The 24,451-nt window shown below is 51.2% G+C and carries 22 protein-coding genes and 1 tRNA gene; 9 read left to right on the top strand and 14 right to left on the bottom strand.

The genetic code is table 11. The features are described from left to right. Positions 1-110: 110 nt before the first annotated feature. Together J0X12_RS02220 and J0X12_RS02215 are read left to right on the top strand one after the other, a co-directional pair. Positions 111-1,445, top strand: a complete 1,335-nt coding sequence (locus J0X12_RS02220; protein ID WP_207041638.1) for an FAD-dependent oxidoreductase — start codon at positions 111-113, stop codon at positions 1,443-1,445. A gap of 131 nt (positions 1,446-1,576) precedes the next feature. Further along, the gene (locus J0X12_RS02215) at positions 1,577-3,037 is read left to right on the top strand and encodes a sensor histidine kinase (protein WP_207041637.1); all 1,461 of its coding nucleotides are present in this window, start codon (positions 1,577-1,579) and stop codon (positions 3,035-3,037) included. A 47-nt stretch (positions 3,038-3,084) separates the two neighbouring features. Here the strand turns inward: J0X12_RS02215 and J0X12_RS02210 are convergent, their stop codons facing one another. The 14 genes from J0X12_RS02210 to rplU all read right to left on the bottom strand — a co-directional run bounded on the left by J0X12_RS02210 (position 3,085) and on the right by rplU (position 17,303). Next, positions 3,085-4,545 (bottom strand): PilZ domain-containing protein, encoded by a 1,461-nt coding sequence (locus J0X12_RS02210; protein WP_207041636.1) that lies wholly within the window; start codon positions 4,543-4,545, stop codon positions 3,085-3,087. A 337-nt stretch (positions 4,546-4,882) separates the two neighbouring features. Then, the gene (locus J0X12_RS02205) at positions 4,883-5,362 is read right to left on the bottom strand and encodes an RNA pyrophosphohydrolase (protein ID WP_207041635.1); all 480 of its coding nucleotides are present in this window, start codon (positions 5,360-5,362) and stop codon (positions 4,883-4,885) included. A gap of 8 nt (positions 5,363-5,370) precedes the next feature. Then, the gene (locus J0X12_RS02200; protein ID WP_207041634.1) at positions 5,371-6,966 is read right to left on the bottom strand and encodes a divergent polysaccharide deacetylase family protein; all 1,596 of its coding nucleotides are present in this window, start codon (positions 6,964-6,966) and stop codon (positions 5,371-5,373) included. Between the two features lie 193 nt (positions 6,967-7,159). Then, on the bottom strand, positions 7,160-8,452 hold the full coding sequence (locus J0X12_RS02195) for a S41 family peptidase (RefSeq protein ID WP_207041632.1): 1,293 nt from the start codon (positions 8,450-8,452) through the stop codon (positions 7,160-7,162). After that, positions 8,452-9,771: a peptidoglycan DD-metalloendopeptidase family protein gene (locus tag J0X12_RS02190; RefSeq protein ID WP_207041630.1), complete on the bottom strand. Its 1,320-nt coding sequence runs from the start codon at positions 9,769-9,771 to the stop codon at positions 8,452-8,454. The genes J0X12_RS02195 and J0X12_RS02190 overlap by 1 nt, the downstream gene beginning before the upstream one ends. Next, positions 9,758-11,341 (bottom strand): 2,3-bisphosphoglycerate-independent phosphoglycerate mutase, encoded by a 1,584-nt coding sequence (gpmI, locus tag J0X12_RS02185; protein ID WP_207041628.1) that lies wholly within the window; start codon positions 11,339-11,341, stop codon positions 9,758-9,760. Before gpmI ends, J0X12_RS02190 begins: the two co-directional genes overlap by 14 nt. 42 nt (positions 11,342-11,383) lie before the next feature. Further along, positions 11,384-11,842, bottom strand: a complete 459-nt coding sequence (gene rlmH, locus J0X12_RS02180; protein WP_207041626.1) for a 23S rRNA (pseudouridine(1915)-N(3))-methyltransferase RlmH — start codon at positions 11,840-11,842, stop codon at positions 11,384-11,386. Positions 11,843-11,881: 39 nt separating this feature from the next. After that, the gene (gene rsfS, locus J0X12_RS02175) at positions 11,882-12,241 is read right to left on the bottom strand and encodes a ribosome silencing factor (protein ID WP_207041624.1); all 360 of its coding nucleotides are present in this window, start codon (positions 12,239-12,241) and stop codon (positions 11,882-11,884) included. A gap of 74 nt (positions 12,242-12,315) precedes the next feature. After that, the gene (locus tag J0X12_RS02170) at positions 12,316-12,921 is read right to left on the bottom strand and encodes a nicotinate-nucleotide adenylyltransferase (protein ID WP_207041614.1); all 606 of its coding nucleotides are present in this window, start codon (positions 12,919-12,921) and stop codon (positions 12,316-12,318) included. A gap of 6 nt (positions 12,922-12,927) precedes the next feature. Next, positions 12,928-14,214: a glutamate-5-semialdehyde dehydrogenase gene (locus J0X12_RS02165; protein ID WP_207041611.1), complete on the bottom strand. Its 1,287-nt coding sequence runs from the start codon at positions 14,212-14,214 to the stop codon at positions 12,928-12,930. Between the two features lie 22 nt (positions 14,215-14,236). Further along, complete coding sequence (gene proB / locus J0X12_RS02160; RefSeq protein WP_207041609.1) at positions 14,237-15,361, bottom strand: glutamate 5-kinase; 1,125 nt, start codon at positions 15,359-15,361, stop codon at positions 14,237-14,239. Next, positions 15,349-16,413, bottom strand: a complete 1,065-nt coding sequence (obgE, locus tag J0X12_RS02155) for a GTPase ObgE (RefSeq protein ID WP_207041607.1) — start codon at positions 16,411-16,413, stop codon at positions 15,349-15,351. The genes proB and obgE overlap by 13 nt, the downstream gene beginning before the upstream one ends. A gap of 126 nt (positions 16,414-16,539) precedes the next feature. After that, complete coding sequence (gene rpmA / locus J0X12_RS02150; protein WP_207041605.1) at positions 16,540-16,788, bottom strand: 50S ribosomal protein L27; 249 nt, start codon at positions 16,786-16,788, stop codon at positions 16,540-16,542. Positions 16,789-16,793: 5 nt separating this feature from the next. Beyond that, positions 16,794-17,303, bottom strand: coding sequence for a 50S ribosomal protein L21 (gene rplU, locus J0X12_RS02145; protein ID WP_207041603.1), 510 nt, complete (start codon positions 17,301-17,303; stop codon positions 16,794-16,796). 238 nt (positions 17,304-17,541) lie between these two features. Here rplU and J0X12_RS02140 point away from each other — a divergent pair. The 7 genes from J0X12_RS02140 (at position 17,542) to livM (ending at position 24,450) form a co-directional block, all read left to right on the top strand. Then, positions 17,542-17,631, top strand: a tRNA-Ser gene (locus tag J0X12_RS02140). A gap of 288 nt (positions 17,632-17,919) precedes the next feature. Next, the gene (gdhA, locus tag J0X12_RS02135) at positions 17,920-19,269 is read left to right on the top strand and encodes an NADP-specific glutamate dehydrogenase (protein WP_207041601.1); all 1,350 of its coding nucleotides are present in this window, start codon (positions 17,920-17,922) and stop codon (positions 19,267-19,269) included. A 132-nt stretch (positions 19,270-19,401) separates the two neighbouring features. Continuing rightward, on the top strand, positions 19,402-20,799 hold the full coding sequence (locus J0X12_RS02130; protein ID WP_207041599.1) for a cytochrome ubiquinol oxidase subunit I: 1,398 nt from the start codon (positions 19,402-19,404) through the stop codon (positions 20,797-20,799). Between the two features lie 21 nt (positions 20,800-20,820). Beyond that, entirely contained in the window at positions 20,821-21,831 is a 1,011-nt protein-coding gene (gene cydB / locus J0X12_RS02125; RefSeq protein WP_207042927.1) for a cytochrome d ubiquinol oxidase subunit II, read from the top strand. Next, the gene (locus tag J0X12_RS17650) at positions 21,831-21,938 is read left to right on the top strand and encodes a DUF2474 domain-containing protein (protein ID WP_420497025.1); all 108 of its coding nucleotides are present in this window, start codon (positions 21,831-21,833) and stop codon (positions 21,936-21,938) included. The genes cydB and J0X12_RS17650 overlap by 1 nt, the downstream gene beginning before the upstream one ends. A 239-nt stretch (positions 21,939-22,177) precedes the next feature. Beyond that, positions 22,178-23,113: an ABC transporter permease subunit gene (locus tag J0X12_RS02120; RefSeq protein ID WP_207041597.1), complete on the top strand. Its 936-nt coding sequence runs from the start codon at positions 22,178-22,180 to the stop codon at positions 23,111-23,113. Further along, positions 23,113-24,450, top strand: a complete 1,338-nt coding sequence (livM, locus tag J0X12_RS02115) for a high-affinity branched-chain amino acid ABC transporter permease LivM (protein WP_207041595.1) — start codon at positions 23,113-23,115, stop codon at positions 24,448-24,450. Before J0X12_RS02120 ends, livM begins: the two co-directional genes overlap by 1 nt. The last annotated feature ends 1 nt before the right edge of the window (position 24,451 follow it).

Genomic DNA, 24,451 nt, shown 5'->3' with positions numbered 1-24,451 from the left:
GCTAAAAGGGGCCAATGGCCCCTTTTTTTATTGATGCGTTTGAAGTTATTTTCATTTCTGTGCTGATGACGTAGGCTGATTACAGGTAAAATGAAAAGTAAAATTAAGCTATGACAAGGACTGCGATCATTGCCGGCGGAAGTATCGCCGGGTTGGCGTCAGCTAAAGCTCTATCGGCGATATTTGATCGCGTACTGGTCTTGGAACCGGATCAAATTGAAAACGGTAATGTGGCCCGAAAAGGGACACCACAAGCGAACCATGTGCATGGATTGCTAAAAGGCGGGGGAGATGCCCTTACGGAAATTTTCCCTGGATTACCGGAGCATCTTGAACGAGCAGGAGCTGTCTCCTGCAACTTTAGCAATGAAGTCCGCTGGTATATCAATGAAAAATGGATGCCTAGGTTTGAAGGGTCCCTGACTATCTATTTCCAGACGCGCCCTCTTCTTGAAAATTGTCTTCGGGAAGAGGTCAGGGCGCTCCCAAATGTTGAGCTCATACATGAATGTCGGGTTGAGGACTTCCTGCTGGACGACGCACACAGAAGGGTAGCTGCGGCCGTCGTTCGCCTGGAGAATGGCGCTAAAGAAACACTCCCGGGCGATTTCTTTGTCGATGCGATGGGTAGGGGCAGTTTTTTTCCGCGATGGCTAAAGCGCGAGGGATTTGGTGAAGTGCCGGAAGATCACATCAAAGTGAATCTTGGATATGCCAGTTGTCTACTTGAGTTGCCGGATGAAGCCAGAGACTGGAAAAGTATTCTAATTTATCCTAAAGGCCCCTCGGAAATTCGCGGCTCAACGTTGGTGCGGGTTGAGAATGGTAAATGGTTATTGACGCTCGCAGGTTATCATAACGAGCACCCGCCTGCGGACATAGAGGGCTTCCTGGCCTTCGCGAAGTCGCTTCCCCGGCCCGATATATACGAGGCGATAAAGAACGCAAAAATTCTCAGTGACATTCGACTTCATAAATTTCCTTATGGTCAATGGCGTCACTACGACGATTTGCCGGCTTTTCCTCTCGGGATATTACCGGTCGGTGATACAAATACGAGCCTTAACCCGTTATTTGGCCAGGGCATGAGTGTTACTGCCCTTTCTGTTGGAGCCCTTGCCAGATCTATCGGGGGGGTGACCTTCGACAGTATTGAGACTATGGCTCACATTAAAAACAGCTATTTTTTGGAGCTTCGGAAAATTTTCGCGACCCCCTGGGATCTGGCGCTCGGCCAGGATTTTAGATACCCAGAAACTATCGGTAAAAAGCCATTTGGGTTGAAGCTGAAGAATAGTTTGAAAAGCATTATCATGGGATCGTCATCGATTGATATTATCGAAAGGTTCTACCAGATTGTGCATTTAGTAGAGAAAGAAAGAACCCTCTACCATCCCAAATGGGTATGGAAATATCTTTCGGCGGGGTTCAAAAGAACAGGATAAAGAGTATATAATAAAACTAAAAACAATCTTAAATAGCTTTTTCCATCTCAGGACCAACTAACTCTAATTTAAGATAAAATTAACCACCAATCCTTATATTTTTTAATAAGAATTTTTAGGAAGAAATAGGATTGGCGGCAAACTTGCGGTTTATAGGACAATTTGCAACGATTGAATCTGTGCTCAATGGGACTGAGCTCAATAGGTTCTCGCTAAGATTTGTAGATCGTTCCGTCGAAAGTGACTATAACGATGCCGCTATCGGGCGGTCTTTGGCCGTTATGCGCCTGTCCCTGCTATCTGCTGTGATAATCTATGCTTGCTTCTCTATTCTCGATTTTTACGTAATTCCGGAAGTATTCGAAGCAGCTTTACTCATCAGGTTTGGCATTGCCATACCCATATTCTTAATCACGCTATTTATGACATACACGAAGTATTATGCGGCGGTGGCCCAACCGGGAGCCGCGTTCTGCATGCTCGCTTCTGGCGTCAGTATTATTGTCATGACAGCAATTGCCAATGAGCCGGGAAATTATCTTTACTACGCGGGGCTGACACCATTAATCATTTTTTGTTGCTGCCTGCCTCCAACCCGTTTTCTTTACGCAACATCAGTAACTGCATTTCTTGTTGTGACATACCACATCGCGGCTATTTGGATTAATCCAATTCCCCTACTCATTCTGATGGCGAATGACTTTTTCCTCCTGACGGCTGCGGGGATGGGGGTCTTCGCGGCCTATTTCCAGGAACTGGCTCAACGGCGCGACTTTATCAATATGAAAACGCTCGATGAGGAGCGGGTGAAAAGTGATATCCTGGCTGAAAAGGCACAGGCGGCAAATCATTCGAAATCCGAGTTTCTGGCTATTATGTCTCACGAATTGCGGACTCCCCTCAATGCTATCATCGGCTTCTCCGAAATTCTTGAAAAAGAGATGTTCGGCCCTCTCGGGAAGGAGCAATACAAGGAATACTCCAAGGACATTAACGTCAGTGGACAACATCTACTTAGTATCATCAATGATATTCTCGACCTATCGAAGGCGGAGGCCGGCAAGCTGGTTCTGCAAGAAGAGGAAGTATCTTTGGTAGATATCGTTAATTCAACATTGCGGATCATTCGGGATCATGCGGCGGAACGCGGCGTACGTCTGGCCTTTGATATACCGGCGCAAGATTATCACATGATTGGTGATCCGCGCCTGCTGGTGCAGGTGTTCCTAAATCTCTTCTCCAACGCTGTAAAATTTACTCACAAGGGCGGGTTAGTCGCCATTGGGTTCGAGGCACTGGACTCCTCTGGTAATCTTGCGATCCGAATCAAGGATACCGGCATAGGGATCGATCCGGAGAATATAGAAAAGGTATTTGCTCCGTTCGTGCAGATTGAAAGTTCAATGGCCCGGAATTACGAGGGAACGGGTCTTGGTTTGCCCCTTACCAAAAATATCATGGAACTGCACAATGGCACCATCACGCTGGACAGCCAGTTGGGAGAAGGCACCGTTGCGACAGTTGAATTCCCGAAGGAGCGATTGATAAACCACCACACTGGAGACGAAACAAAGCTACAGGCCCGCGGGTAAAACCAGAAAAATCCTGACGATAATTTCCGGTCCCCGTTCTGGGAAGTTTATTCCGGTTTGGTGATAATCAGCAAATGGCAATGACCTGTTGAATCAACGGCTATCTCCCGGGTGGCTTCATCGTCAAGATTATGCGCGAGTTCCAGCATTTCCTCTTCTGTTCGGTGAACCAAAGTCCAGTCCACGGCATACTCAACCTGCCATTCCAGGCTTGTTTCTGAAGTCCTCATGCAGCCGATGATCAGCGTTCCGCCGGGAGCGAGATTGGCATAGAGGTCATCGACCATTCTCGTCGCCCGTTTCTTACCAAGGTAATCGGCGAGGCCTACAGCATAGATAAGGTTCTGTTTCTCCAGCTTCCTAAAGAGCTTTCCGGTTGCCAGAAACTCCAGGAAAGTCGCATGCAGACACTTGACCGAGGCTTTTCCGTCTAACTGGGCGACTTGCGGGTATGTGCTGTTATAGGCGTAGGAAAGGGCGTCATGGTCCTGATCGATCAAGGTAAATTCCATAGCGAGAGGCGGAACCATTGATTTCAGATAGTTTGCCACCTCCTGCGCCGGACCACACCCGAGGCTCGCAACCTTGAAACTTTTAAGGCCTTTTTCTGCTGCCTTGATACTTAGCTTGGCGATTGCCTGTTTCGTCATCGTCATGCGAGTTGTAATAAACTCGCCTGTTGAAGTGCCGAGCCGATGGCAGAATTTCGCGTAGGCCGTATCTCCCTCAAGGCTGAGGTTATACGCATAGTTCATGACCTGATAATCACCCGGATATCCAAGTGGTTTCGTATAGGCTCGGTTCCAGCTCGCGCCGGGCAGAATCTCGGGAGTTAAAACTAACTCCGTATATTTCTTGGTTGCGGCGATTGCCGCCTCATTGTCACCGAGTTCCTTGGTGATCTTCAAACATCTTTTGGAAATCTCTTTCCAGCGGGCGAGAGCCTTTGTTTCGCAGGCTAGGATAATATCCTTTATGCGATCATCGCGACGGGAATCTTCCGAGTTGAGGTCTTTTTCGACCTTGTCCAATACCTTGTGAATGGAACGCAGCATATAGACGGCATCGCCGATTGCTTCCTTGTAAGACGCGGGGACCAGATGGGATTGATCCGCGAGGCCGACGGTTACCGCCTCCTGAAGCGCTAAATCATCGTGTTGGTCCAGGATCTTCCGTATATCGAGAAATCCCTTAGTGAGTTCTATGGCAACCTTGTGCTGGTTTTCGTGCGGTTCTATACGGCGGATTTTGCCGTTGCCTGCAAAAATTTCAGTCGTTCCCAGGTTCAATCTTAAGGGAACGTCCTTGTTCATCTCTTCGAGCCATGAAAAATTTTGCGGACTCACGAAGCTAATTCCGCTCATGCTGATATCGAAAAGGTCAAAGGCCTTGTCGTCTACCTTGACGACGGGAGAAATGCTGCTCATCAGGGTTTTTGCGTCGAACCGTTCAGCGCGATAAAAAACGCGTCTCCCCTCACCCCCGGTAAGCTCTTCATAGTGTTTCATATTTACGCTCACTAAACGATTACTAGACGTTTTTCATTTAAGCTACTGGTAGGGCGTATATTTTGCAACCAGTTAAATTTTGAATAAAATTATATTTAAATAACCACCCAACTGCTGATCGTGTGATTAAAAAACTAATTCTTATTGTTAACTATAACCAATTAATTACAGTTAACAATTGGTTAAGATTATAATCGTATCTTAAATTGAAATACAACCAGATAAGGTCCGAACTCTTTGTTCGGCTTATTAATACTAGATATTGAGATTTACTGGCGAATATTTTTGTTTAATCACTACAAATTGTGATGGCAAGCCAGTGTTTGGTAGGCGAAAATCATACGAACCGAGAAAATTTTTGTAAAATTGTCTCATAAAGATCACGTTTGAAAGGCACAATTAAATTCGGTAACTCAGAAAACTCCGCCCATTTCCATTCAGAAAATTCGGGGTGATGCGTTTTAATATTGATGTCTTTATCCCGGCCGAGATAGCGAAAAAGGAACCATTTTTGCGTTTGCCCGCGATATTTACCTTTCCAGACTTTGCCTATCAGGCTTTCAGGTAAATCATAATTGAGCCATTCATCAAGAGCATGGATAAGCTCAACATTCCGGGTGCCAATTTCTTCTTCAAGCTCACGAAAGGCGGCTTTTAGAGGGTCTTCTCCTGGATCAATTCCACCTTGTGGCATTTGCCAATGTTCAGTGACCATATCAAGCCGTCGACCGACAAATACCTGTCCCTTTTTATTCAAAACCATCATGCCCGCACAGGGACGATAGGGAAGGTCTTCTCGTGACACGGTTTCAGTCATGACTATTCCTACCTTCTAATTAGGGCTGACACGGGTGCCAGAACCAGGCCTTTCTGATCTAATGTGGCCGCCCATTCCGAAAGATGTTGATAAGTTACACTATGGGGATAGGCGACCCCGATGGCCGATCCTGTCCTCTTAGCGATTGATTCCAGTTCCTCGAGGCGAGCATCAATAAGGGCGCCATCAGCCTTATGATCTAGAAACCGGTTGTTGATGGCAACTGGAATATCAAGCTTTTCGGCTATGTCAGCCGCGACACTATCGCTGGCTGTGCGACTATCCAGGTACAGGACACCTTTTTCCTTGAGAACCGTCAAAATCGACTGAATGCTTGCTGGGTCTGATGTAAATTTCGATCCCATCTGATTGGTCACGCCGGCATACCCTGTAAATCGAGTAAGAGCCCAGGCAAGCCGCGCCTGATTCTCGTCGTCTGTCAGGTCTGTACGCATGGCCTGCGGTCCGGGATCGATCCGCGGATAGCCCAATGGCTCCATGGGGAGTTGGAGAAGCACTTCATGTCCTGCCTCTCGCGCCTGATCGACCAGGTCTTGTAGGTTTCTGCCGTAGGGATTGAAGCCCAATGTCACAGCAGCTGGAAGCTTCTCGATAGCATCGCGCGTGCGGGGGGCACTAATGCCAGCCTCGCTAATCACGATCGCGATGCGGGGTCGGTCATCCGAATAATCGAAGGAGCCTGCGTATTTCTGCCAGGGGAGTTCCGTACCCTTTATCGCCGCTTTGGCGGGCTTTTCACTAGATTCCGCGATAGCTGTTACCAGCTCAGGCGCTAAGTCATCTGCTTTCTCTGGGCGCTCCGGCGAAATTGAGGCCGAGGACGGAGGCGAAACTTCTTCCGTTATCCCAACTTGAGTATCGGTTGGATTGTCGCTGGGGATTGTATTTGGGTCCGCAATTTCAGGATTTTTGGACGGTACTAAGACTTCAGGTTGGCTCTGAGCCTCAACTTTGGTGTCGGGGACCTCATCGGTCGGCGGATCATTTGCCTCAAGGTCTGGCGCTGTTTCTGTCGCGAGTTCTTCTTTTCGCTTTTCAACCGCAGTAGTCGTTGGGGGTAACCCGTCGTCAGTCGATAACATGTCTTCCGATGTGTCTACCGATTCCGGCACTTCCTCCGTTTGAGGCGGGGATTCTATCGCCCCGGAAGCTTCCATTTGGGGCTGGTCGAATGTCTCAGGGTCGGACGCGGCATTAAAGTCGTCTGCAAGGTCTTCCTGACCCCACGGCGGCGCAATTTCCCGGGAGAGCGGAGTCTCTGCTTCGGGAAATGCGGTTGGGGTAGGGGTGCTGCCGGTTTGCGCCGGTTGCTCGATCTCTACATCTGATTTGGTGGTTATTTCCTTCTCTGGGTCTGCTTCTTGCGCAGACTCCGAAATCGCTCCAATCTTTGGTGCTTCAGGGATTTCGGGATTAACGGAAGAAGGTTCCGGGGCAGAGGAAGTTGCCGCGGGAGCGATGTCGTCTTCCTGCGGTTCTGGCGGCAATTGCGGCTTTGGCTGGACCGGTGCGTTTATCGTCGTTCTGGCCGTAGTAATGAGGGCAGCCTTCTGGTTATGCTTACCAAAAAAACTCCAGCTCATAATGCCGATAGTGGCAAGAATTATGGACAGAGTAAGTATAAATAAAACCGACACCTTGTTTTTAGGTGCCGGTTTGGAAGTATCGTCTGTGTTTAGCTTTCCCACAATAATCCGCCGGTGTTTTCAATCCTACCGACGTAGTGCCGTTGTCTAGCTATGAGGCACCGCCGGAAGAACTAAGATATACAGCTGTCTATTTCGCATCCTTTTTAGCGAAAAGCCAGACACCCTTGAGTAGATCTTTTGCGCGCAGAAGCTGGTAGTCAAGAATTTCTTCCTTAGTCGCTGCTTCTGTTGCGCTATTTGCCGAAGATTCCGCTTCTTCGCCATTATCCAGATGATTCCGCAAATCTGCCTCGGACCTGCCTTTAAGCGGCTCCAAAACTTCGAGTTTTGCTTGTTCCACTTCTATGTCCGGCACGATGCCTTTGGCCTGAATAGAGGTTCCTGATGGCGTATAATAGCGTGCAGTTGTCATCCGCATTGCCCCGTTCCCCTGGAGCGGGACAATCGTTTGTACGGATCCTTTACCAAAACTTTTGGTGCCGAGGATAACTGCACGACCGTGATCCTGAAGGGCGCCGGCAACGATTTCGGAGGCACTCGCGGATCCGCCGTTGATCAGGACGACAATTGGCTTGCCATCTACGATGTCATCCGGTTTTGCATTATACCGTTGCGCATCATCTGCCTTGCGGCCACGGGTCGAGACAATTTCGCCTTTTTCCAGGAAATCATCGGAAACGGCAATGGCCTGATCGAGCAGCCCGCCGGGATTGTTTCGAAGATCAAGAATAAGCCCTTTGAACTCATTTCCAGATTCCTCTTTTAGCCGATTAATCGTTTTCCGAAGCCCATCATCGGTTTGTTCCGTAAAACTGGAAATCCGGACATAGAAAATGTCGTCGCCTTCAAGCCGGCCCCGAACGGATTGCACGGTAATGATGGCGCGGGTGAGCGTAATATCGAGCGGCTCCTTTTCGCCGGCGCGCCGGATAGTGAGCTTTAGGTCCGTGTCGACCAGGCCGCGCATTTTCTCAACAGCTTCGGCTAGTGTGAGGCCGAGGACTGGCTCGTCATCGAGGTGAGTAATATAATCGCCCGCAAGAATGCCCGCCTTGGCGGCGGGTGTGTCATCAATTGGTGCCACAACCTTGACCAGGCCATTTTCCATCGTCACTTCAATTCCGAGTCCGCCGAACTTGCCGCGTGTTTGCACTTTCATGCCGTCATAGTTTTTCGGATTAAGATAACTTGAATGCGGGTCGAGAGAGCTGAGCATGCCGTTAATGGCCGCCTCAATCAGCTTTTCATCATCAACTTCTTCAACGTAATCTTCGCGAATTTTTGCAAACACGTCGCCAAACAGATTTAGTTGACGATAGGTTTCGGAACTGGCCTCAACCCGATCATCCGGTGTCGTAATGATCGCGATCGACAGCACTAACACCGCCGCGGCCAACACACCTGTTACAACATGTCTCATTATCCGCTAACCTTTCTATTTGCGGCCATTAACCAGGGGACAGGGTCAATGGGCGCACCGTTGTTTCTAAGCTCCATATAGAGCTTTGGATTTTCTTTACTACTTTTTTTCATTTGCCCGACCGGTTCCCCGGCAAGCAACAATTGGCCGACTGTTCCGTCAATAGATCCCATGCCAGACAACAGTGTATGGTATCCGTCACCATGGTCAATGATCAGCAATAAGCCATAGTGCCGGAAAGGGCCGGCAAAGGCAATCTGGCCGTCGAATGGTGAGATAACGGCCGCCTCGGGGCGGGTTTCAATAACTATACCCTTTTTGTTACCCGCCTGATCACTTTCATCATATTTTGTAACGATCCGCCCCCCCACTGGTAACGGAAGCAATCCTTTCGCCTCCGTAAAGTGACGTGCTGGGCCGATGCTTGCCAGTTTGGGTGAAACGATAGGCCTAATCTTGATTTCTTCTTGTGACTTCTGCTTTTCTGCAGCCTTCTGCTCGGCTAGCGCCTGCTTTTCTTTTTCCGCTATTTCCCGTTGAAGTCGCGCTTCTTCTGCCGCCTTTTGTCGCGCCTTGTCTTCTTCCAGACGCAACATGAGCGTCTCCGTATCACGCACATTCGCCGTCAGCTTCTGCAGCCTTTGCTGCTCGGCAAGACTGGCGGTTGAAATTTTTTTCTGTGCAGCGCGCTTCTCATTAAGCAACTGGTCTAGCTTCTCCTGCTCGGCCGTACGCTGTTCACGAAGCGAGCTGAACTCCTTTCTTTCGGCATCGTACTGTGCGCGAAGGCTAGCAAGCGTATCAAGCTGTATCGAGAGTTGATCCGCCTCCTTTTTCAGCTTTGGCAAGATTGACTGCAAAAGGGATGAGGCACGTAAACTATTGACCAGGCCACTAGGGTTCCCCATCAGGGTCCCTTCAGGCTGGCGGCTGAGATTTATCAGAGCAGAAAGCATGACTGCCAGGTCGGCATTTCTTTTTGAAAGATTCTGGAGGGTATCATTTTCAACCTGCCGGATTTGATCCAGCCGATCTTCCACGTCGACAAGGTTTTGATCGAGAAGGGTGAGGTTTCGTCCCGCCGTGACCAGTCGTTGCTTGAGAACCCGGATTTCACCGCTGAGATCGTTAAGCTGGCTCGTAAAACTTTCCTGCCGGTTTTCCGATTCCGCCAGCGCCTTGCGCAACTTCTCAAGGTCTTGATCGGGCGAGGCCTCTACAGGCGCGACTGGCAGCAGAAGGGACAGCCCGAGAAGCCCACAGGCGAAACGCCGCAAATATCGGCGTGGACTAAAAGAACTGAACTCAGGACGCAACACGGTCTTTTCCCAGCCCCTCCCTTACATGGACAAGGTTTGTACCGGTCATTTCAGATGGGATGTCCATGCCCATGAGATTTAGAACCGTAGGCGCAAGGTCTGCCAGTGTTCCATCACTTGCAGAGGCCCCTTCCGGGCCGACGGCTAGTACGAAGGGAACAAGGTTCGTCGTATGCGAAGTATAGGGGGCCTGTGTCGTTGGATCGCGCATAACCTCGATATTCCCGTGATCCGCGGTTATCAGCATCGCCCCACCAACATTTTCAATCGCCTGGGCCAACATGCCGATGCAATCGTCAATCACCTCCACCGCTTTGATGGCGGCTTCCATCACGCCTGTATGGCCAACCATGTCCGGATTGGCGAAATTAACGACAATGAGGTCGAATTTCTCGGAGTGGATTGCGTCGATCAGCTTGTCCCGGACTTCAAATGCGGACATTTCCGGCTTCAAGTCATAGGTTGCGACCTTCGGGCTTGGTACCAGGATGCGCTCCTCACCGTTATAAACCCGCTCTTCTCCCCCATTCAGGAAAAAGGTCACATGCGCATACTTCTCGGTCTCCGCAATTCGAAGCTGCGTCTTGCCGGCGCCGGCAACGACTTCACCAAGTGTATGCCTTACTTCGACTGGTGGGAACAACGCGGGGATAGAGCCGGCGAGATCTGTTGAATACTCAACCATTCCCTTGATCGCCGCCAATTTCGGCTGCGTTGTGCGCTTAAAACCGCTAAAGCCGTTGTCGGTGATCGCGGTTAGAATTTCGCGGGCGCGATCGGCCCGAAAATTTGCCATGATGAACGCATCGCCGTCCTGTACGCCCTCATAGCCGTCCGCGATATGAGGTTTGAAAAACTCATCCGTTTCACCTGCCTCATAGGCATGCTTCAGCGCGGCGACCGGGTCAGAAAACCTTTCGCCGACAGCACCAAAAATTGCGTTGTAGGCTTTCTCGACGCGATCCCAGTTGGTGTCGCGATCCATCGCATAGTAGCGACCGATGAGGGTCACGATCCGCGCATGTGAGAGAACCTCAAGCTTTCGCACAATCTCTCTCGTGAAGTCCGCTCCGCTCGTTGGGGGCGTATCACGGCCATCCATAAAGCCATGGAGGCAAACTTCAATACCGGCATTATCCATAATCTTGGCGAGCGCTGCCATGTGATCCTGGTGGGAGTGAACACCGCCCGGAGACAGCAGGCCGGCAATATGACAGCGTCCGCCCGACGCCTTCAGTTTCGCAATGACATCCAGGAGTTCAGGATTGTTCGCCAGCGCCCCGGTCTCGATCTCGTGATTGATACGGGGCAGGTCCTGAAGGATGATCCGGCCGCTGCCGATCGTCATATGCCCGACTTCGGAGTTGCCCATTTGTCCTTCCGGCAGACCGACATCGGCGCCTGAAGTGCCCAGCAGGCTATGTGGCTGCGTCGCAACCATTTGATCCCAATGTGGTGTATTTCCCGCCGCGATGGCATTATCGACATTTGTGTCGCTGTGGCCCCATCCGTCAAGGATACAGAGCAAAACGGGGCGGGGGGCAGAAGAATGATCAGTGTGGCTTTTCATAACCGTCTTTATAGTCCCGATAAAATTAAGATTCCATTATAATCATGCGCGATGATACGGATGATTGGCCAAAATTGAGGAGGCCCGATAAAGCTGTTCCGCCAGCAGGCCCCGGACCATCAAATGCGGCCATGTCATGGCACCAAGGGAGAGCAGCCTATCCGCTCTTGCCAGAGTTCCAGCACTGTGACCGTTTGCGCCTCCGATAAGAAAAGATACCGTCTGCACGCCATCATCGGCAAACTGTCCGAGCATTTTGGCGAATTCTGGGCTTGTCATTGTCTTGCCCTTTTCATCAAGAGCAATAAGGGTCGAACCGTCCGGTACGGCGCCCATAAGTAATTCCGCTTCACGGGTTTTGCGTTTCTCACCTTTGAGCGGCTTTTTTTCCTCGACTTCCTTTAAGTCGAGCGGCCAAGGCAAGCGACCTGCGTATTCAGAATACATCGCCTGCAGCGGACCGCCCCGAAACCTGCCGACACTGGCAATAACAAGGCGCATCCACTTTCCTCGAGCGTAGTAACCAAACCCCTTTAGGGGTTAGTTGATCATTTCCATCGGAATATCAGGAGCCCAGATTTTCTCCAGGTTGTAAAAATTCCGAACTTCGGGTCTAAAAAGATGAATTATGACATCACCGGCATCGACCAGGATCCAGTCGCCACCGGTTTGTCCTTCCATCCGGACCGAGCCAAAACCTTCCTCCTTGATACGCTCTTTCAAATGATTAGCCATCGCCGCCACCTGACGGGTGGAGCGGCCGTTGGCAATAACCATGAAATCAGCGAAGGAGGTTTTTCCGGCAAGGTCGATAGAGACGAGATCTTCCGCTTTGTCGTCGCTCAATGTTTTCTCAACGAGGTCACGGAGTTTAGCAACTACAGCTTTGTTAGCTTTCATAATAGGGATCAATTATTCTCCAAAAGTAATAATCATAAATCGTCCTAACACACCTAATTTGGGAATTTTTTCCCTCAAGGGCAAGTATTTCCTGCCGTGTCACGATAATTTCTTATTTGCGTACTGCTAAGTTTGATGACTGTTTCAGGCAGAAATGTCCATGCTGGCGGGGACATTTCGGCGAGCCGGCGGCGACCGTCGCTACCTAGTCCATTCAAAATGCGTCGGTTTCGATACTTTGTTGCAACTTTGCCGTTTAATGCCTTGTACATATATCCCGGCCGGTTGAAAACAGCCACCGGAACCAGCTCCATGATCTGTTCCCAGTTCTGCCATTGAGGAAGCTGAACCATGTTATCTGCCCCCATTAACCATACAAATTTATGTTGCCGATAAGTCACTTTGAGAACCGCCAGAGTACGTGCCGTTCTCTGTTCACCTATTCGCGCTTCGAAATCGGAGACATGTATTTTGGGATGCCGGGCGACGTTGTTGGCGGCTGCCAACCGATCCTCAAACTCCGCCATGCCATCCGTCGATTTCAGTGGATTCTGTGGAGAGACCAGCCACCACACCTGATCGAGATTCAGAATACGAAGCGCCGCCAGACTGATCTGGCGGTGCCCTTCATGGGCGGGATTGAACGATCCACCCAGCAATCCAATTTTTTGTGCCCGCATTAGATGTCAGGGCCGTGTCTGGCCGGTGCCTTTAACGATATACTTAAAACTGGTCAACTGCTCGACACCAACAGGCCCGCGGGCATGCATCTTGCCAGTTGAAATCCCGATTTCCGCACCCATGCCAAATTCCCCCCCGTCTGCGAACTGGGTCGAGGCATTATGCAGGACAATCGCGCTATCGACTTTCCGCATAAATTCCGCTGCTGCCGCGTCATTTTCGGTGATGATACAGTCGGTATGATGGGAGCCGTAGGTTTCGATATGATTGATGGCGGTTGCCATATCATCGACAATGCGGATGGAAAGGATGGGTTCCAGATACTCTGTGTGCCAGTCTTCTTCTGTCGCGGCAACAACACGGCTGTCCAGAGCCTGAACATCGGCGTCGCCCCGTACCTCGCACCCAGCGCCAATCAAATCGTCAAGGATAGCAGGGAGGAGATCCTTGGCCACCGCGCGGTTGACGAGCAGGGTTTCAAGGGCACCGCAGATGCTGACCCGGCGCATTTTCGAATTGAGAACAATGTCTCGTGTCTTTGCGGGGTCCGCCTTTTCGTCGATATATATATGAACCAGTCCATCAAGGTGGGAGAAGACGGGAATGCGACTTTCCTTCTGCACCCGCTCAATCAGGTTGCGTCCGCCACGGGGAACGATGACGTCTACATAGTTGGACATGGTCAGTAATTCACCGACGGCCGCGCGATCGGTTGTCGGGATCATCTGGATCGCCTCGACGGGGAGATCCGCAGCGGCAAGTCCGTCCTGCAGGCAGGACCAGATGGCGCGGCTGGAATGATAGCTTTCTGATCCGCCGCGCAAGATGCAGGCGTTTCCGGATTTAAGGCAAAGGCTGCCTGCGTCCGCTGTTACGTTGGGGCGGGATTCATAGATGATCCCGATCACACCCAGGGGCACGCGGACCCGCGAAATCTGAAGGCCATTTGGCCGGTCCCATTCGGCAATGATCTCGCCAACGGGATCTCTTAAATCTGCAATCGCCTCAAGCCCCGCCGCCATTGATTCGATCCGCGCCTCGTTCAATTCCAGCCGGTCGAGAAGCGCCGCCGAAATTCCTTTGCCGCTGGCTGCGGTCATGTCTTTCGCGTTGGCGCTCATAATCTCGTCTTTGCGGGCACGAAGGGCGTTGGCCGCCTCTCGGAGTGCCTTGTTCTTCGTTTCCGTTGGGGCAAGGGACAGCTCATTCGCGGCCTTTCGTGCGCCGCGGCCCAATTCTTCCATCATGCGGGCGATATCGTCGCTGTTGCTGATCTGTGGCTGTGCTGTCATTTTTTGCTTCCCGTTAATCGGATTAGTTTAATGCAAGTTCATCCCGGTGAATCATCTCATCACGGCCAGAATAGCCGAGAATTTCTGCGATCTCACCACTTTTATGGCCGATAATACATTGCGCATCATCAGAAGAATAGGCGACCAGGCCGCGCCCGAGCTCCTGCCCGTCAATATTCACGACAGTTACAAGATCGCCTCGCTCAAACGGCCCCTCCACCCTGAGAACGCCGGCCGGCAAAAGACTCTTGCCGGATTTGAGGGCTTTTTCGGCTCCCTTGTCGATCGTTAGCTGTCCGCGTGAGGACAGGCTGGCCGCGATCCACTTCTTGCGGGCCTTGCGCGGGGTCTCATGGGCGATAAAGCAGGTCGATGGCGCGCCGTCTTCCAACGCCCTTAACGGATGCATGACCGTACCGCTCGTAATGAACATGTTGCACCCGGCTGCCATGGCAATCTGCGCCGCCTTCAATTTGGTTTCCATGCCGCCGCGGCCGACGTCAGTCTTCGTCTTGCTCGCCATGGCGAGAATTTCACTATCGAGGTCTTTCACTTCCCGAATGAATTTTGCATGTGCATCACCCTTCGGGTCGGCAGTATACAGTCCGTCGACATCGCTCAGCAGAACCAGGCAGTCTGCTGAAATCATCTGCGCTACTCTTGCCGCAAGGCGGTCGTTATCGCCATAGCGGATCTCGCTTGTTGCAACGGTGTCGTTTTCGTTCACGACGGGCAGTGCGCCGAGGGAGAGAAGGGTTGTAACCGTACTCCGGGCGTTTAGATAACGGCGGCGTTCTTCGGTATCCCCCGGAGTGAGCAGGATTTGTGCTACCTGGATGTTTTCAAGCCCGAGAATTTCCTGATAGGCATGGGCGAGCTGGATCTGGCCGGTTGCGGCGGCGGCCTGGCTTTCTTCCAGCCGGAGGGGAGTGTTTTTCAGGCCGAGGACATGGCGGCCCATTGCGATAGAACCGCTGGAAACGATCAGGACTTCCTGACCACGCCGTCTCATATGTGCAATATCCTGGCCGAGCGCCGTTAGCCAATCCCGCCGCAACTGCCCCGTGGCACCATCCACGAGTAGGGAAGATCCAATCTTGATGACAACGCGTTTCGCGCGGGTAAATCTGTTAATCAGGGACGCCATGTTGTGGGTTCTTCTCCGGCCAGCAGTTTTTCTTCCGCTTCCTGTTCCGCCTTTTCTTCTGCTTTGCTTTCATCCACAACCTTCAAAAGTGCAAAAAGAAGGGGGTCGACATTCTCACCGATTACGGCAGAAATGGCATGAACGGGCTTTCCGGAAACATCCTCGATCGCCTTGACCTTTGCGTCCAGCTCTTCATCCGTTACCGAATCCATTTTGTTGAGCGCGATTATCTCCGGCTTCTCGGCTAGGCCCTCGTCGTAGGCGGCAAGCTCGCTGCGGATCGTTTCATATGAGCCGACAACATCCTCTTCGGTAGCGTCGATCAGATGCAAAAGCACGCGGCATCTTTCCACATGCCCGAGGAACCGGTGTCCAAGACCGATGCCGTCCGAGGCCCCTTCAATCAGCCCAGGTATATCGGCAAGGACGAATTCCCGTTCGCCCACGGCAACAACGCCAAGCTGGGGAACAAGTGTGGTAAAGGGATAATCCGCTATTTTGGGTTTGGCGCGACTGGTGACACTCAAGAAGGTAGACTTTCCTGCATTTGGCAGGCCAACGAGTCCAACATCGGCAATCAGTTTTAGGCGCAACCAGATCCAGCGTTCTTCGCCAGGCCAGCCTGGCTCGATTTTACGCGGGGCCCTGTTTGTTGCTGTTTTGAAGGCCGCATTTCCCCGACCTCCGTCGCCGCCCTTGCACAGCACAATTCGCTGCCCGACTTCCGTAAAGTCAGCAATCAGGGTTTCATTGTCCTCTTCAAATATCTGGGTGCCGACAGGTACCTTGAGGATGATGTCGTCCGCCGCCGCGCCAGTCCTGTCACGTCCCATGCCATGGCCACCGCTTTTCGCTTTGAAGTGCTGCTGATAGCGGTAATCGATCAGCGTGTTGAGCCCTTCAACACATTCGACAACGACAGACCCACCCCGGCCGCCATCGCCACCGTTAGGACCACCGAACTCGATGAATTTTTCGCGCCGAAAGCTGAGGGCGCCAGGGCCCCCGTTGCCGGAGCGAAGGTAGACTTTCGCTTGATCGAGAAATTTCATATCGCTGTCGCTTACCCTTTTTCGACGCCGGACAATATCCGAACGTCATTTAAAACAAAAAAGGGGAATGGCTGGACCATTCCCCTTCTTCAATCTTTTAGCCGTGAGAAGCGGGCGTTATGCCTGCTATTCTACGGATACATAGATCTTTCCGCCACTTTTCTTGGTAAATTTAACATTACCATCGGTAACGGCGAAGATGGTGTGATCCTTGCCAATGCCCACATTCTCGCCCGGGTACCATTTGGTGCCGCGCTGGCGCAGAATGATGTTGCCCGGGATAACTTTCTCGCCACCATATTTCTTGATGCCGAGGCGGCGACCCGCTGAGTCGCGACCGTTGCGGGATGAACCGCCAGCTTTTTTATGTGCCATTTAGATTACTCCTCGGTTTTCTTGGCGGCTGCCTTTTTGGGCGCTGCCTTTTTAGCAGGGGCTTTCTTTTCTGCAGTTGTTGCCTTTGGGGCTGCCTTTTTGGCGGCTGCCTTTTTTGGTGCGGCTTTAGCTTTCTCTTCCTTAGCAGGAGCGTCGGCTTTTACCTCGGCTTCCTTCTTAGGAGCAGCTTTCTTTGCGCCTTTGGCGGCAATATCGGTGATTTTAAGAACGGAGAGGTCCTGGCGATGCCCGGCCTTCCGGCGATAGTTCTGCCGACGCTTTTTCTTAAAGACAACTATCTTATCGGCACGCGCTTGCTCCAGCAGCGTTGCTGATACGACGGCACCTTCCAGAAGTGGCGAGCCAAGCGTCAATGCGCCGTCATCACCTGAGATGGCAAGAACCTCATTGAGCTGAACGCTGTCGCCAGCTTCACCTGTCAGGCGCTCCACTTTGATAATATCGTCTTTGGCGACTTTATATTGCTTGCCGCCGGTTTTGATCACTGCAAACATGGCTGATCCGTTTCGAACATGTTGAATGGGCCGCCAAGACTAATTTCTCAGCGCACCTCAATTGAAGGCCGCAATATATCCATGGACAGGGCGAAGTCAACCTGATTCAAGCGTCGATTTGAAGTTTTTGGCTCATTCAACGCTTGCACCGCTAAAACCCATGCGCTACAAGCCGTTTTCCACAAAATTTGGACGTAATCGGGGCATATATAGTCCCATTCGCTAAAAATGTGATTGCGGTCGGTTGGCAGAGTGGTTGAATGCGCCGGTCTCGAAAACCGGTAAGGGTGCAAGCCCTTCGAGAGTTCGAATCTCTCACCGACCGCCATTTAGAATAACTTGTACTCTGCAATTCTGCCTTCCAACGCAAAATAAACTATAAACTACTGGCAGCGAGTCATCGATAAGATGATTGGGTTTTGGAATATTTTTCCTGCTCGTTAACCACACCTTAACAGGACCATTTGGAATTAGCAGGCCTTTAAGAAAATCGAGAGAAATTTTCTTGTGTCGAAAATTTTTATCTATATGAAATACATAAAATAATTCGCATGCGTGACAAATTCTGTTTGATGCAGCTTAACAATAATAACCTCTGAAGAGGAGTAAAACATAAATGGCTGACGTTCACGAATCACTTGAACCAATTTATTCCCAGGTACTCCAGCGAAATGCCGGTGAAACGGAATTCCATCAGGCTGTCCGAGAAGTTCTGGATAGTATCGGCAGGGTAGTCGTAAAGAATCCGTCGTATGCGAGTAATGCCGTCATAGAACGGATCTGTGAACCAGAACGTCAAATAATATTCAGGGTTCCTTGGGTGGATGATCGTGGCGATGTCCAGATCAATCGCGGTTTCAGGGTCGGGTTTAATTCTGCGTTAGGGCCTTATAAAGGCGGGCTGCGGTTTCATCCCAGCGTAAATCTGGGCATCATTAAATTTCTCGGGTTTGAGCAAATATTCAAGAATGCCCTTACGGGACTTCCAATTGGTGGCGGAAAAGGCGGCGCCGATTTTGACCCAAAAGGGCGTTCCGAAATGGAGATCATGAGGTTTTGTCAGTCATATATGACAGAACTCAGCCGTCATATTGGTGAATATACGGATGTCCCGGCAGGTGATATCGGCGTTGGTCAACGTGAAATCGGTTTTATGTTTGGTCAGTACAAGCGTATGACAAATCGATATGAATCGGGCGTGCTGACGGGGAAAGGCCTGACATGGGGCGGGTCCCGAGTACGTAAAGAAGCAACCGGTTATGGGGCGGCTTTTTTCGTGGAACGGATGCTGGGGACCAAATCGAATAATTTCGATGGGAAGAAAGTCGTCGTTTCCGGTTCAGGAAACGTAGCAATTTATACCATTGAGAAAATCACGCAGATGGGAGGACGGGTAATCGCTTGTTCTGACTCTGACGGCTATGTTGTTGAAGACGGCGGAATAGATTGTGAACTTCTAAAAGAGATCAAGGAAGTGAAGCGCGGACGCTTATCCGATTATGCGAAGGAACGAAAAGCAACAGCGACATATTATGCGTCTGGCAGCATTTGGAATACACCCTGTGACGTCGCAATGCCATCTGCGACCCAAAATGAACTGAATGGGAAGGATGCTTTGGCTCTCATCAACAACGGTGTAATTGCGGTTGGAGAGGGAGCTAACATGCCGTGCACACCGGAAGCTGTTAAGGCGTTCCTGGAGGCCGGTGTCTTGTTTGCCCCTGGAAAGGCTGCAAACGCGGGCGGTGTAGCTACAAGCGCTCTTGAAATGCAGCAAAATGCTTCCCGAGACTCCTGGACCTTTGAGGAAACGGAGCAACGGCTCGCGGCGATAATGCAAAAAATTCATGATCGCTGTGCCCGGACGGCCGAAGAATATGGGCTGGAAGGTAATTATGTTGCCGGGGCTAATATTGCCGGCTTCATCCGTGTTGCAGAGGCAATTCGTGCATTGGGAGTGATTTAGAAAATACACCTCTGACATATTAGATTTCTTTACTGGCTTGCGGCAAATAGTACCAGAGTGAGTAATTGTACCTGACATTGCCCGAATAAATGTTAGTCTGTGTCAATTCTGGAATATGCGGAGTAAGGCAGCATGTTTGGCATTGACGCAATTGATCTCGCCCGAATGCAGTTCGCCTTTACGGTGTCGTTTCATATTATTTTCCCGGCTTTCTCCATCGGGTTGGCCAGCTACCTCGCGGTCTTGGAAGGCCTGTGGCTCTGGAAAAAGGAACAAAAATATATCGAGGTCTTCAATTACTGGAAGACCATCTTTGCGGTCGGCTTTGGGATGGGGGTCGTCTCTGGGATCGTGATGGCCTATCAGTTCGGCACGAACTGGTCCGTGTTTTCAGACAAGGCCGGGCCGGTGATCGGGCCATTAATGGGCTATGAAGTTCTGTCCGCTTTTTTCCTCGAGGCAGGCTTCCTCGGCGTTATGCTCTTTGGACAAAAACGGGTCGGGCCCAGACTCCACTTTTTTGCGACATTGATGGTTGCTGCAGGGACGCTGTTCTCTGCCTTCTGGATCCTCTCCGTAAATTCGTGGATGCAGACCCCCACCGGACACATTATCAATGCGGCCGGGCAGTTCGTCCCTGACGACTGGTTTAACGTGATTTTCAATCCCTCCTTTCCTTATCGGTTGGTTCATATGGTGCTGGCGGCGTATTTGACCACGGCCTTTGTCGTTGGCGCTGTCGGAGCCTTCCATCTGTTGAAAGATAAGACCAACAAGAACGCCCGATTAATGTTTTCAATGGCAATGTGGATGGCGGCGATAGTGACCCCGATCCAGATAGTCGCGGGCGACCAGCACGGATTAAACACGCTTGAGCATCAACCGGCAAAGATTGCGGCGATTGAGGGACATTATAAAAATGTGAAAGGCGCGCCGCTTCTTCTTTTCGGTATTCCGGACAATGAACAGGCGAAGACCCTCTACACGGTTGAGGTGCCAAGGCTGGGATCCCTTATCCTGACCCATAGCTGGGATGGCGAATTGCAAGGTCTGGAATCATTCCCGCGGGAAGATTGGCCAAATACCTTCCTGATTTTCTGGACGTTCAGGATCATGGTGGGAATGGGCATGATCATGCTCTTCATTGGGCTGTGGAGCTTGCTTCGTCGGTATCAGGGGCGCCTCTATGAGGATCGGTGGCTTGCCCGCGCCGCGGTTGCGGCAGGTCCGATTGGCTTCATTGCCGTGCTCTGTGGCTGGGTCACGACCGAGGCGGGCCGGCAGCCCTGGACTGTTTATGGGTTGCTGCGAACGGCGGACAGCGCTTCCCCCCTCAATGGGACGGAAGTCGGCAGCACTTTGATCGCCTTCATTCTCGTCTATTTTGTCCTGTTTGGTACCGGCGTGTATTATATGTTGCGGCTGATGGCGAAGTCGCCCGTATCTGTTCCCGAGACCACAACGGCCAGTCTAAAGAGGGCATCCGGGATGACAGGGGCCCCCTCAACTTTTGATCACTCCCAATCTTGACGCAGGGGAGGAAAAAACATGCTGGAATTTGATCTACCTCTTATTTGGGCTGCAATCATTGCGTTCGCGATCCTTGCCTATGTGTCGCTCGACGGGTTCGATCTGGGGGTCGGTATACTGTTTCCGCTGGTTCCGGAAGAATCAGGTCATCGCGATGTGATGATGAATTCGGTTGCGCCAATCTGGGACGGCAATGAAACCTGGCTCGTTCTGGGCGGCGGCGGTTTGCTCGCCGTCTTTCCACTTGCCTATGCCGTTGTTCTGCCCGCCCTTTATATCCCTATTATTGTTATGTTGCTGGGACTTATCTTCCGGGGGGTTGCCTTTGAGTTCCGCTGGCGGGCGTCTGAAAAACGACGCATCTGGTGGGATCGGTCCTTTGCCTTTGGATCCATAGTAGCGACTTTGGCGCAAGGTATATGTCTTGGTGCGCTCATTCAGGGAATTGAGGTCGTCGATAGGAGTTTTGCCGGTGGCCGGCTTGACTGGCTGACACCATTTTCACTGCTGACCGGGGTGTCGCTCGTCGTGGGATATACCCTTCTGGGTGCGACCTGGCTGGTGATGAAAACGGAAGGGGAATTGCAGAGCATGGCCCGTAAATTCGCCATGATTTCCGGTGGCGGAACTCTCGTTCTTATCGGTGTTGTCAGCATCGCAACGCCATTTCTTGATGCGCAATATCATTACCGCTGGTTTGAGGGGAATAACCTAATCTTCAGCATTATCGTCCCCTTCCTGCTGGCAATTTGTGCTGCCGTCCTGTTTCTGGGGCTGAAGCGTCATCAGGATATTCGCCCGTTTTTCGCATCCCACGGAATATTTCTGCTCTGTTATATTGGGATCGGAATCAGTTTTTATCCCCGTATGGTACCACCGGACCTGACGATCTGGGCCGCCGCTGCCCCTGACAAAAGTCTGCATTTCCTTCTCGTCGGAACACTTTTCCTTATTCCGATAATTCTCGCCTATACTGTTTACAATTATTGGGTGTTCAGGGGGAAAGTGGACAAGGAAGGCGGATATCACTGATGTCCTCCCGAGGTCGGCAGTGGTTGTGGTTCATCGCTTTATGGGCGCTCGGCGTTCTGGCCGTTGGCAGCGTTGCGTTTCTTATTCGGCTTGTTCTCATGCCGTGAGTGTACAGAACGCGACGTTTGCAGGTTTCGCGGGTCTTTATCTCTGCCAATATACTATTTCTATAAATACTAATCCCTCTTGCGTCTGCCAAATGTCTGTCATACGCTAATAAAGTTGGACAACTGGTCAACTTTTTGGAAGGAAGTTGGATCAAGTCCACAACGACAGCGGTTGCTGGCGTTTAGGGTAAGGAAGACCTGTTCAGCATTGCGACAGATTTTTCTCCAGGGGGAGCTTGATGGAATATTTTTTACAGCAATTGATCAATGGGATCACGCTGGGTTCGATTTATGGTCTTATCGCGATCGGTTACACGATGGTTTACGGGATCATCGGCATGATCAATTTCGCCCATGGCGACATATTCATGGTGAGTTCGTTTATTGCGCTTATTGTCATAACGGCCCTCGGCCTGACAATTTCCACAGGGCTGGGGCTGACGATACTTGCGTTAATCCTTGTTCTTGTCACCGCCATGGTAATTGCATCGGTATATGGGTGGACTACAGAAAGACTTGCATATCGGCCATTGCGTGGATCTTTCCGTCTGGCTCCCCTGATTACGGCAATTGGCATTTCTATCGTGCTGCAGAACTATATCCAGATCACGCAGGGTGCGCGGGTTAAACCACTCCAACCAATTATTGCGGATGGCTACACAATAATGACTCGGGTTGATGCCAACGGTGAGTTTGCGGTTCAGATTTCGAATATGCAGATCCTGATCATTGTTGTGACAATTATCTTGATGACGATTTTTTCTCTCATTATAGCCAAAACATCCCTCGGCCGGGCGCAGCGCGCCTGTGAGCAGGATCGCAAGATGGCCTCCCTCCTCGGCATCAATGTTGACCGGACAATCTCCATGACGTTCGTTATGGGCGCCGCACTGGCGGCCGTTGCCGGCCTGATGTTCCTTCTGTATTACGGCGTGATCGATTTCTTCATCGGATTTGTTGCCGGTGTGAAGGCTTTTACTGCCGCTGTGCTCGGTGGTATCGGGTCTCTCCCTGGGGCCATGCTGGGAGGACTTGTAATCGGTTTGATCGAAACCTTCTGGTCCGCCTATTTCTCAATTGAATATAAAGATGTCGCCGCTTTCTCCATGCTGGCGATCGTGCTGATTTTTCTGCCGCAGGGCTTGCTCGGTAAGCCGGAGGTGGAAAAAGTATAATGACAGATTCGACAAACAGCGACTCGCGCCCCGGACGACATCTTGATTTTGGCAAAGTGGCCAAGGACCTCATTGTAACGGCGTTAATCGCGACGGCAATATTTGGATCGACGATCGCGTTTCGCACTGTTTCCGCGGCAGGTGGTTTACGGCTAGAAGTACGCTATGATCTCGCCTTTTATGTGATCGCAGTTGTGGTCATTGGCCGGTTGTTGCTTTGGCTCTTCATTTGGAGCAAGCCACCCGGGACATCCGCCGTTGAAATGCCGGTCAGTATCAAGTCTGGCCTTGCGAAGGTAACCGCGAAAGTCGGCAAGGGGTTCGGGCCGACAATGCTGATGTTCGCGCTTGTTTTCCCCTTTCTTCCGTTTACGGATCGCTATCTGCTTGACCTAAGTATTTTGATCCTGACGTATGTGATGCTTGGATGGGGTCTGAATATTGTGGTCGGACTGGCGGGTCTTCTGGACCTTGGCTATGTGGCCTTTTATGCCATTGGGGCTTATTCCTATGCATTGTTGGCCCAGTATTTCGGGTTTTCCTTCTGGATGTGTCTCCCGCTTGCCGGAATTCTCGCAGCATTCTGGGGGATTATTCTGGGGTTCCCGGTTCTCCGGCTACGCGGTGACTATCTCGCGATCGTAACCCTCGCATTCGGAGAGATTATCCGTATTGTCTTGCTAAACTGGTATCAGTTCACGGGTGGCCCCGATGGGTTGTCCGGTATTCCCCGGCCAAGCTTTTTTGGCTTGCCATTTAGCCGTGGCGAAGGTGGTTTCTCGGATTTTTTCGGTTTCGATTATTCATCGATGCATCGAATCATCTTTATGTATTTCCTCATTCTCGCGCTGGCGCTGCTTACCAATTTCGTGACCAATCGCCTCCGTCGCCTGCCCATCGGCCGCGCCTGGGAGGCGCTGCGCGAAGATGAGATTGCCTGTCGGTCACTTGGCCTCAATACTACCTCGGTAAAGCTGACGGCCTTTGCCATCGGCGGCATGTTCGCGGGCTTTGCTGGATCCTTCTTTGCAACGAGGCAGGGGTTTATCTCGCCGGAGAGCTTTACCTTTATCGAATCGGCGCTGATCCTTGCTATCGTGGTTCTCGGTGGAATGGGGTCGCAGGTTGGTGTCGTCATCGCTTCCATTGCCATGATCGGGGGATTTGAAGTGTTTCGTGAGGCGGAACAATTCCGGATGTTGATTTTCGGACTTGCCATGGTGGTCATCATGATCTGGCGTCCCCGTGGCCTGATCTCTACCCGCATCCCGTCCATCTTCCTGAAAGAAAAGAAGGCGGTGTCGGCAGATATGGTTGCGCAAGGGGAGGGACATTGAC

It is taken from the genome of Sneathiella sedimenti (assembly GCF_017313765.1).
Taxonomy (GTDB): domain Bacteria; phylum Pseudomonadota; class Alphaproteobacteria; order Sneathiellales; family Sneathiellaceae; genus Sneathiella; species Sneathiella sedimenti.
This window is presented reverse-complemented; position numbering and strand designations above follow the sequence as displayed.

What these genes read in the sequence shown, in the direction of transcription:
- J0X12_RS02220 (WP_207041638.1), top strand. Translation starts at nt 111, where the DNA reads ATGACAAGGACTGCGATCATTGCCGGCGGAAGTATCGCCGGGTTGGCG.
- J0X12_RS02210 (WP_207041636.1), bottom strand. Translation starts at nt 4,545, where the DNA reads ATGAAACACTATGAAGAGCTTACCGGGGGTGAGGGGAGACGCGTTTTT.
- J0X12_RS02205 (WP_207041635.1), bottom strand. Translation starts at nt 5,362, where the DNA reads ATGACTGAAACCGTGTCACGAGAAGACCTTCCCTATCGTCCCTGTGCG.
- J0X12_RS02200 (WP_207041634.1), bottom strand. Translation starts at nt 6,966, where the DNA reads ATGAGCTGGAGTTTTTTTGGTAAGCATAACCAGAAGGCTGCCCTCATT.
- J0X12_RS02195 (WP_207041632.1), bottom strand. Translation starts at nt 8,452, where the DNA reads ATGAGACATGTTGTAACAGGTGTGTTGGCCGCGGCGGTGTTAGTGCTG.
- gpmI (WP_207041628.1), bottom strand. Translation starts at nt 11,341, where the DNA reads ATGAAAAGCCACACTGATCATTCTTCTGCCCCCCGCCCCGTTTTGCTC.
- rlmH (WP_207041626.1), bottom strand. Translation starts at nt 11,842, where the DNA reads ATGCGCCTTGTTATTGCCAGTGTCGGCAGGTTTCGGGGCGGTCCGCTG.
- rsfS (WP_207041624.1), bottom strand. Translation starts at nt 12,241, where the DNA reads ATGAAAGCTAACAAAGCTGTAGTTGCTAAACTCCGTGACCTCGTTGAG.
- J0X12_RS02170 (WP_207041614.1), bottom strand. Translation starts at nt 12,921, where the DNA reads ATGCGGGCACAAAAAATTGGATTGCTGGGTGGATCGTTCAATCCCGCC.
- J0X12_RS02165 (WP_207041611.1), bottom strand. Translation starts at nt 14,214, where the DNA reads ATGACAGCACAGCCACAGATCAGCAACAGCGACGATATCGCCCGCATG.
- proB (WP_207041609.1), bottom strand. Translation starts at nt 15,361, where the DNA reads ATGGCGTCCCTGATTAACAGATTTACCCGCGCGAAACGCGTTGTCATC.
- obgE (WP_207041607.1), bottom strand. Translation starts at nt 16,413, where the DNA reads ATGAAATTTCTCGATCAAGCGAAAGTCTACCTTCGCTCCGGCAACGGG.
- rpmA (WP_207041605.1), bottom strand. Translation starts at nt 16,788, where the DNA reads ATGGCACATAAAAAAGCTGGCGGTTCATCCCGCAACGGTCGCGACTCA.
- rplU (WP_207041603.1), bottom strand. Translation starts at nt 17,303, where the DNA reads ATGTTTGCAGTGATCAAAACCGGCGGCAAGCAATATAAAGTCGCCAAA.
- gdhA (WP_207041601.1), top strand. Translation starts at nt 17,920, where the DNA reads ATGGCTGACGTTCACGAATCACTTGAACCAATTTATTCCCAGGTACTC.
- J0X12_RS02130 (WP_207041599.1), top strand. Translation starts at nt 19,402, where the DNA reads ATGTTTGGCATTGACGCAATTGATCTCGCCCGAATGCAGTTCGCCTTT.
- J0X12_RS17650 (WP_420497025.1), top strand. Translation starts at nt 21,831, where the DNA reads ATGTCCTCCCGAGGTCGGCAGTGGTTGTGGTTCATCGCTTTATGGGCG.
- J0X12_RS02120 (WP_207041597.1), top strand. Translation starts at nt 22,178, where the DNA reads ATGGAATATTTTTTACAGCAATTGATCAATGGGATCACGCTGGGTTCG.
- livM (WP_207041595.1), top strand. Translation starts at nt 23,113, where the DNA reads ATGACAGATTCGACAAACAGCGACTCGCGCCCCGGACGACATCTTGAT.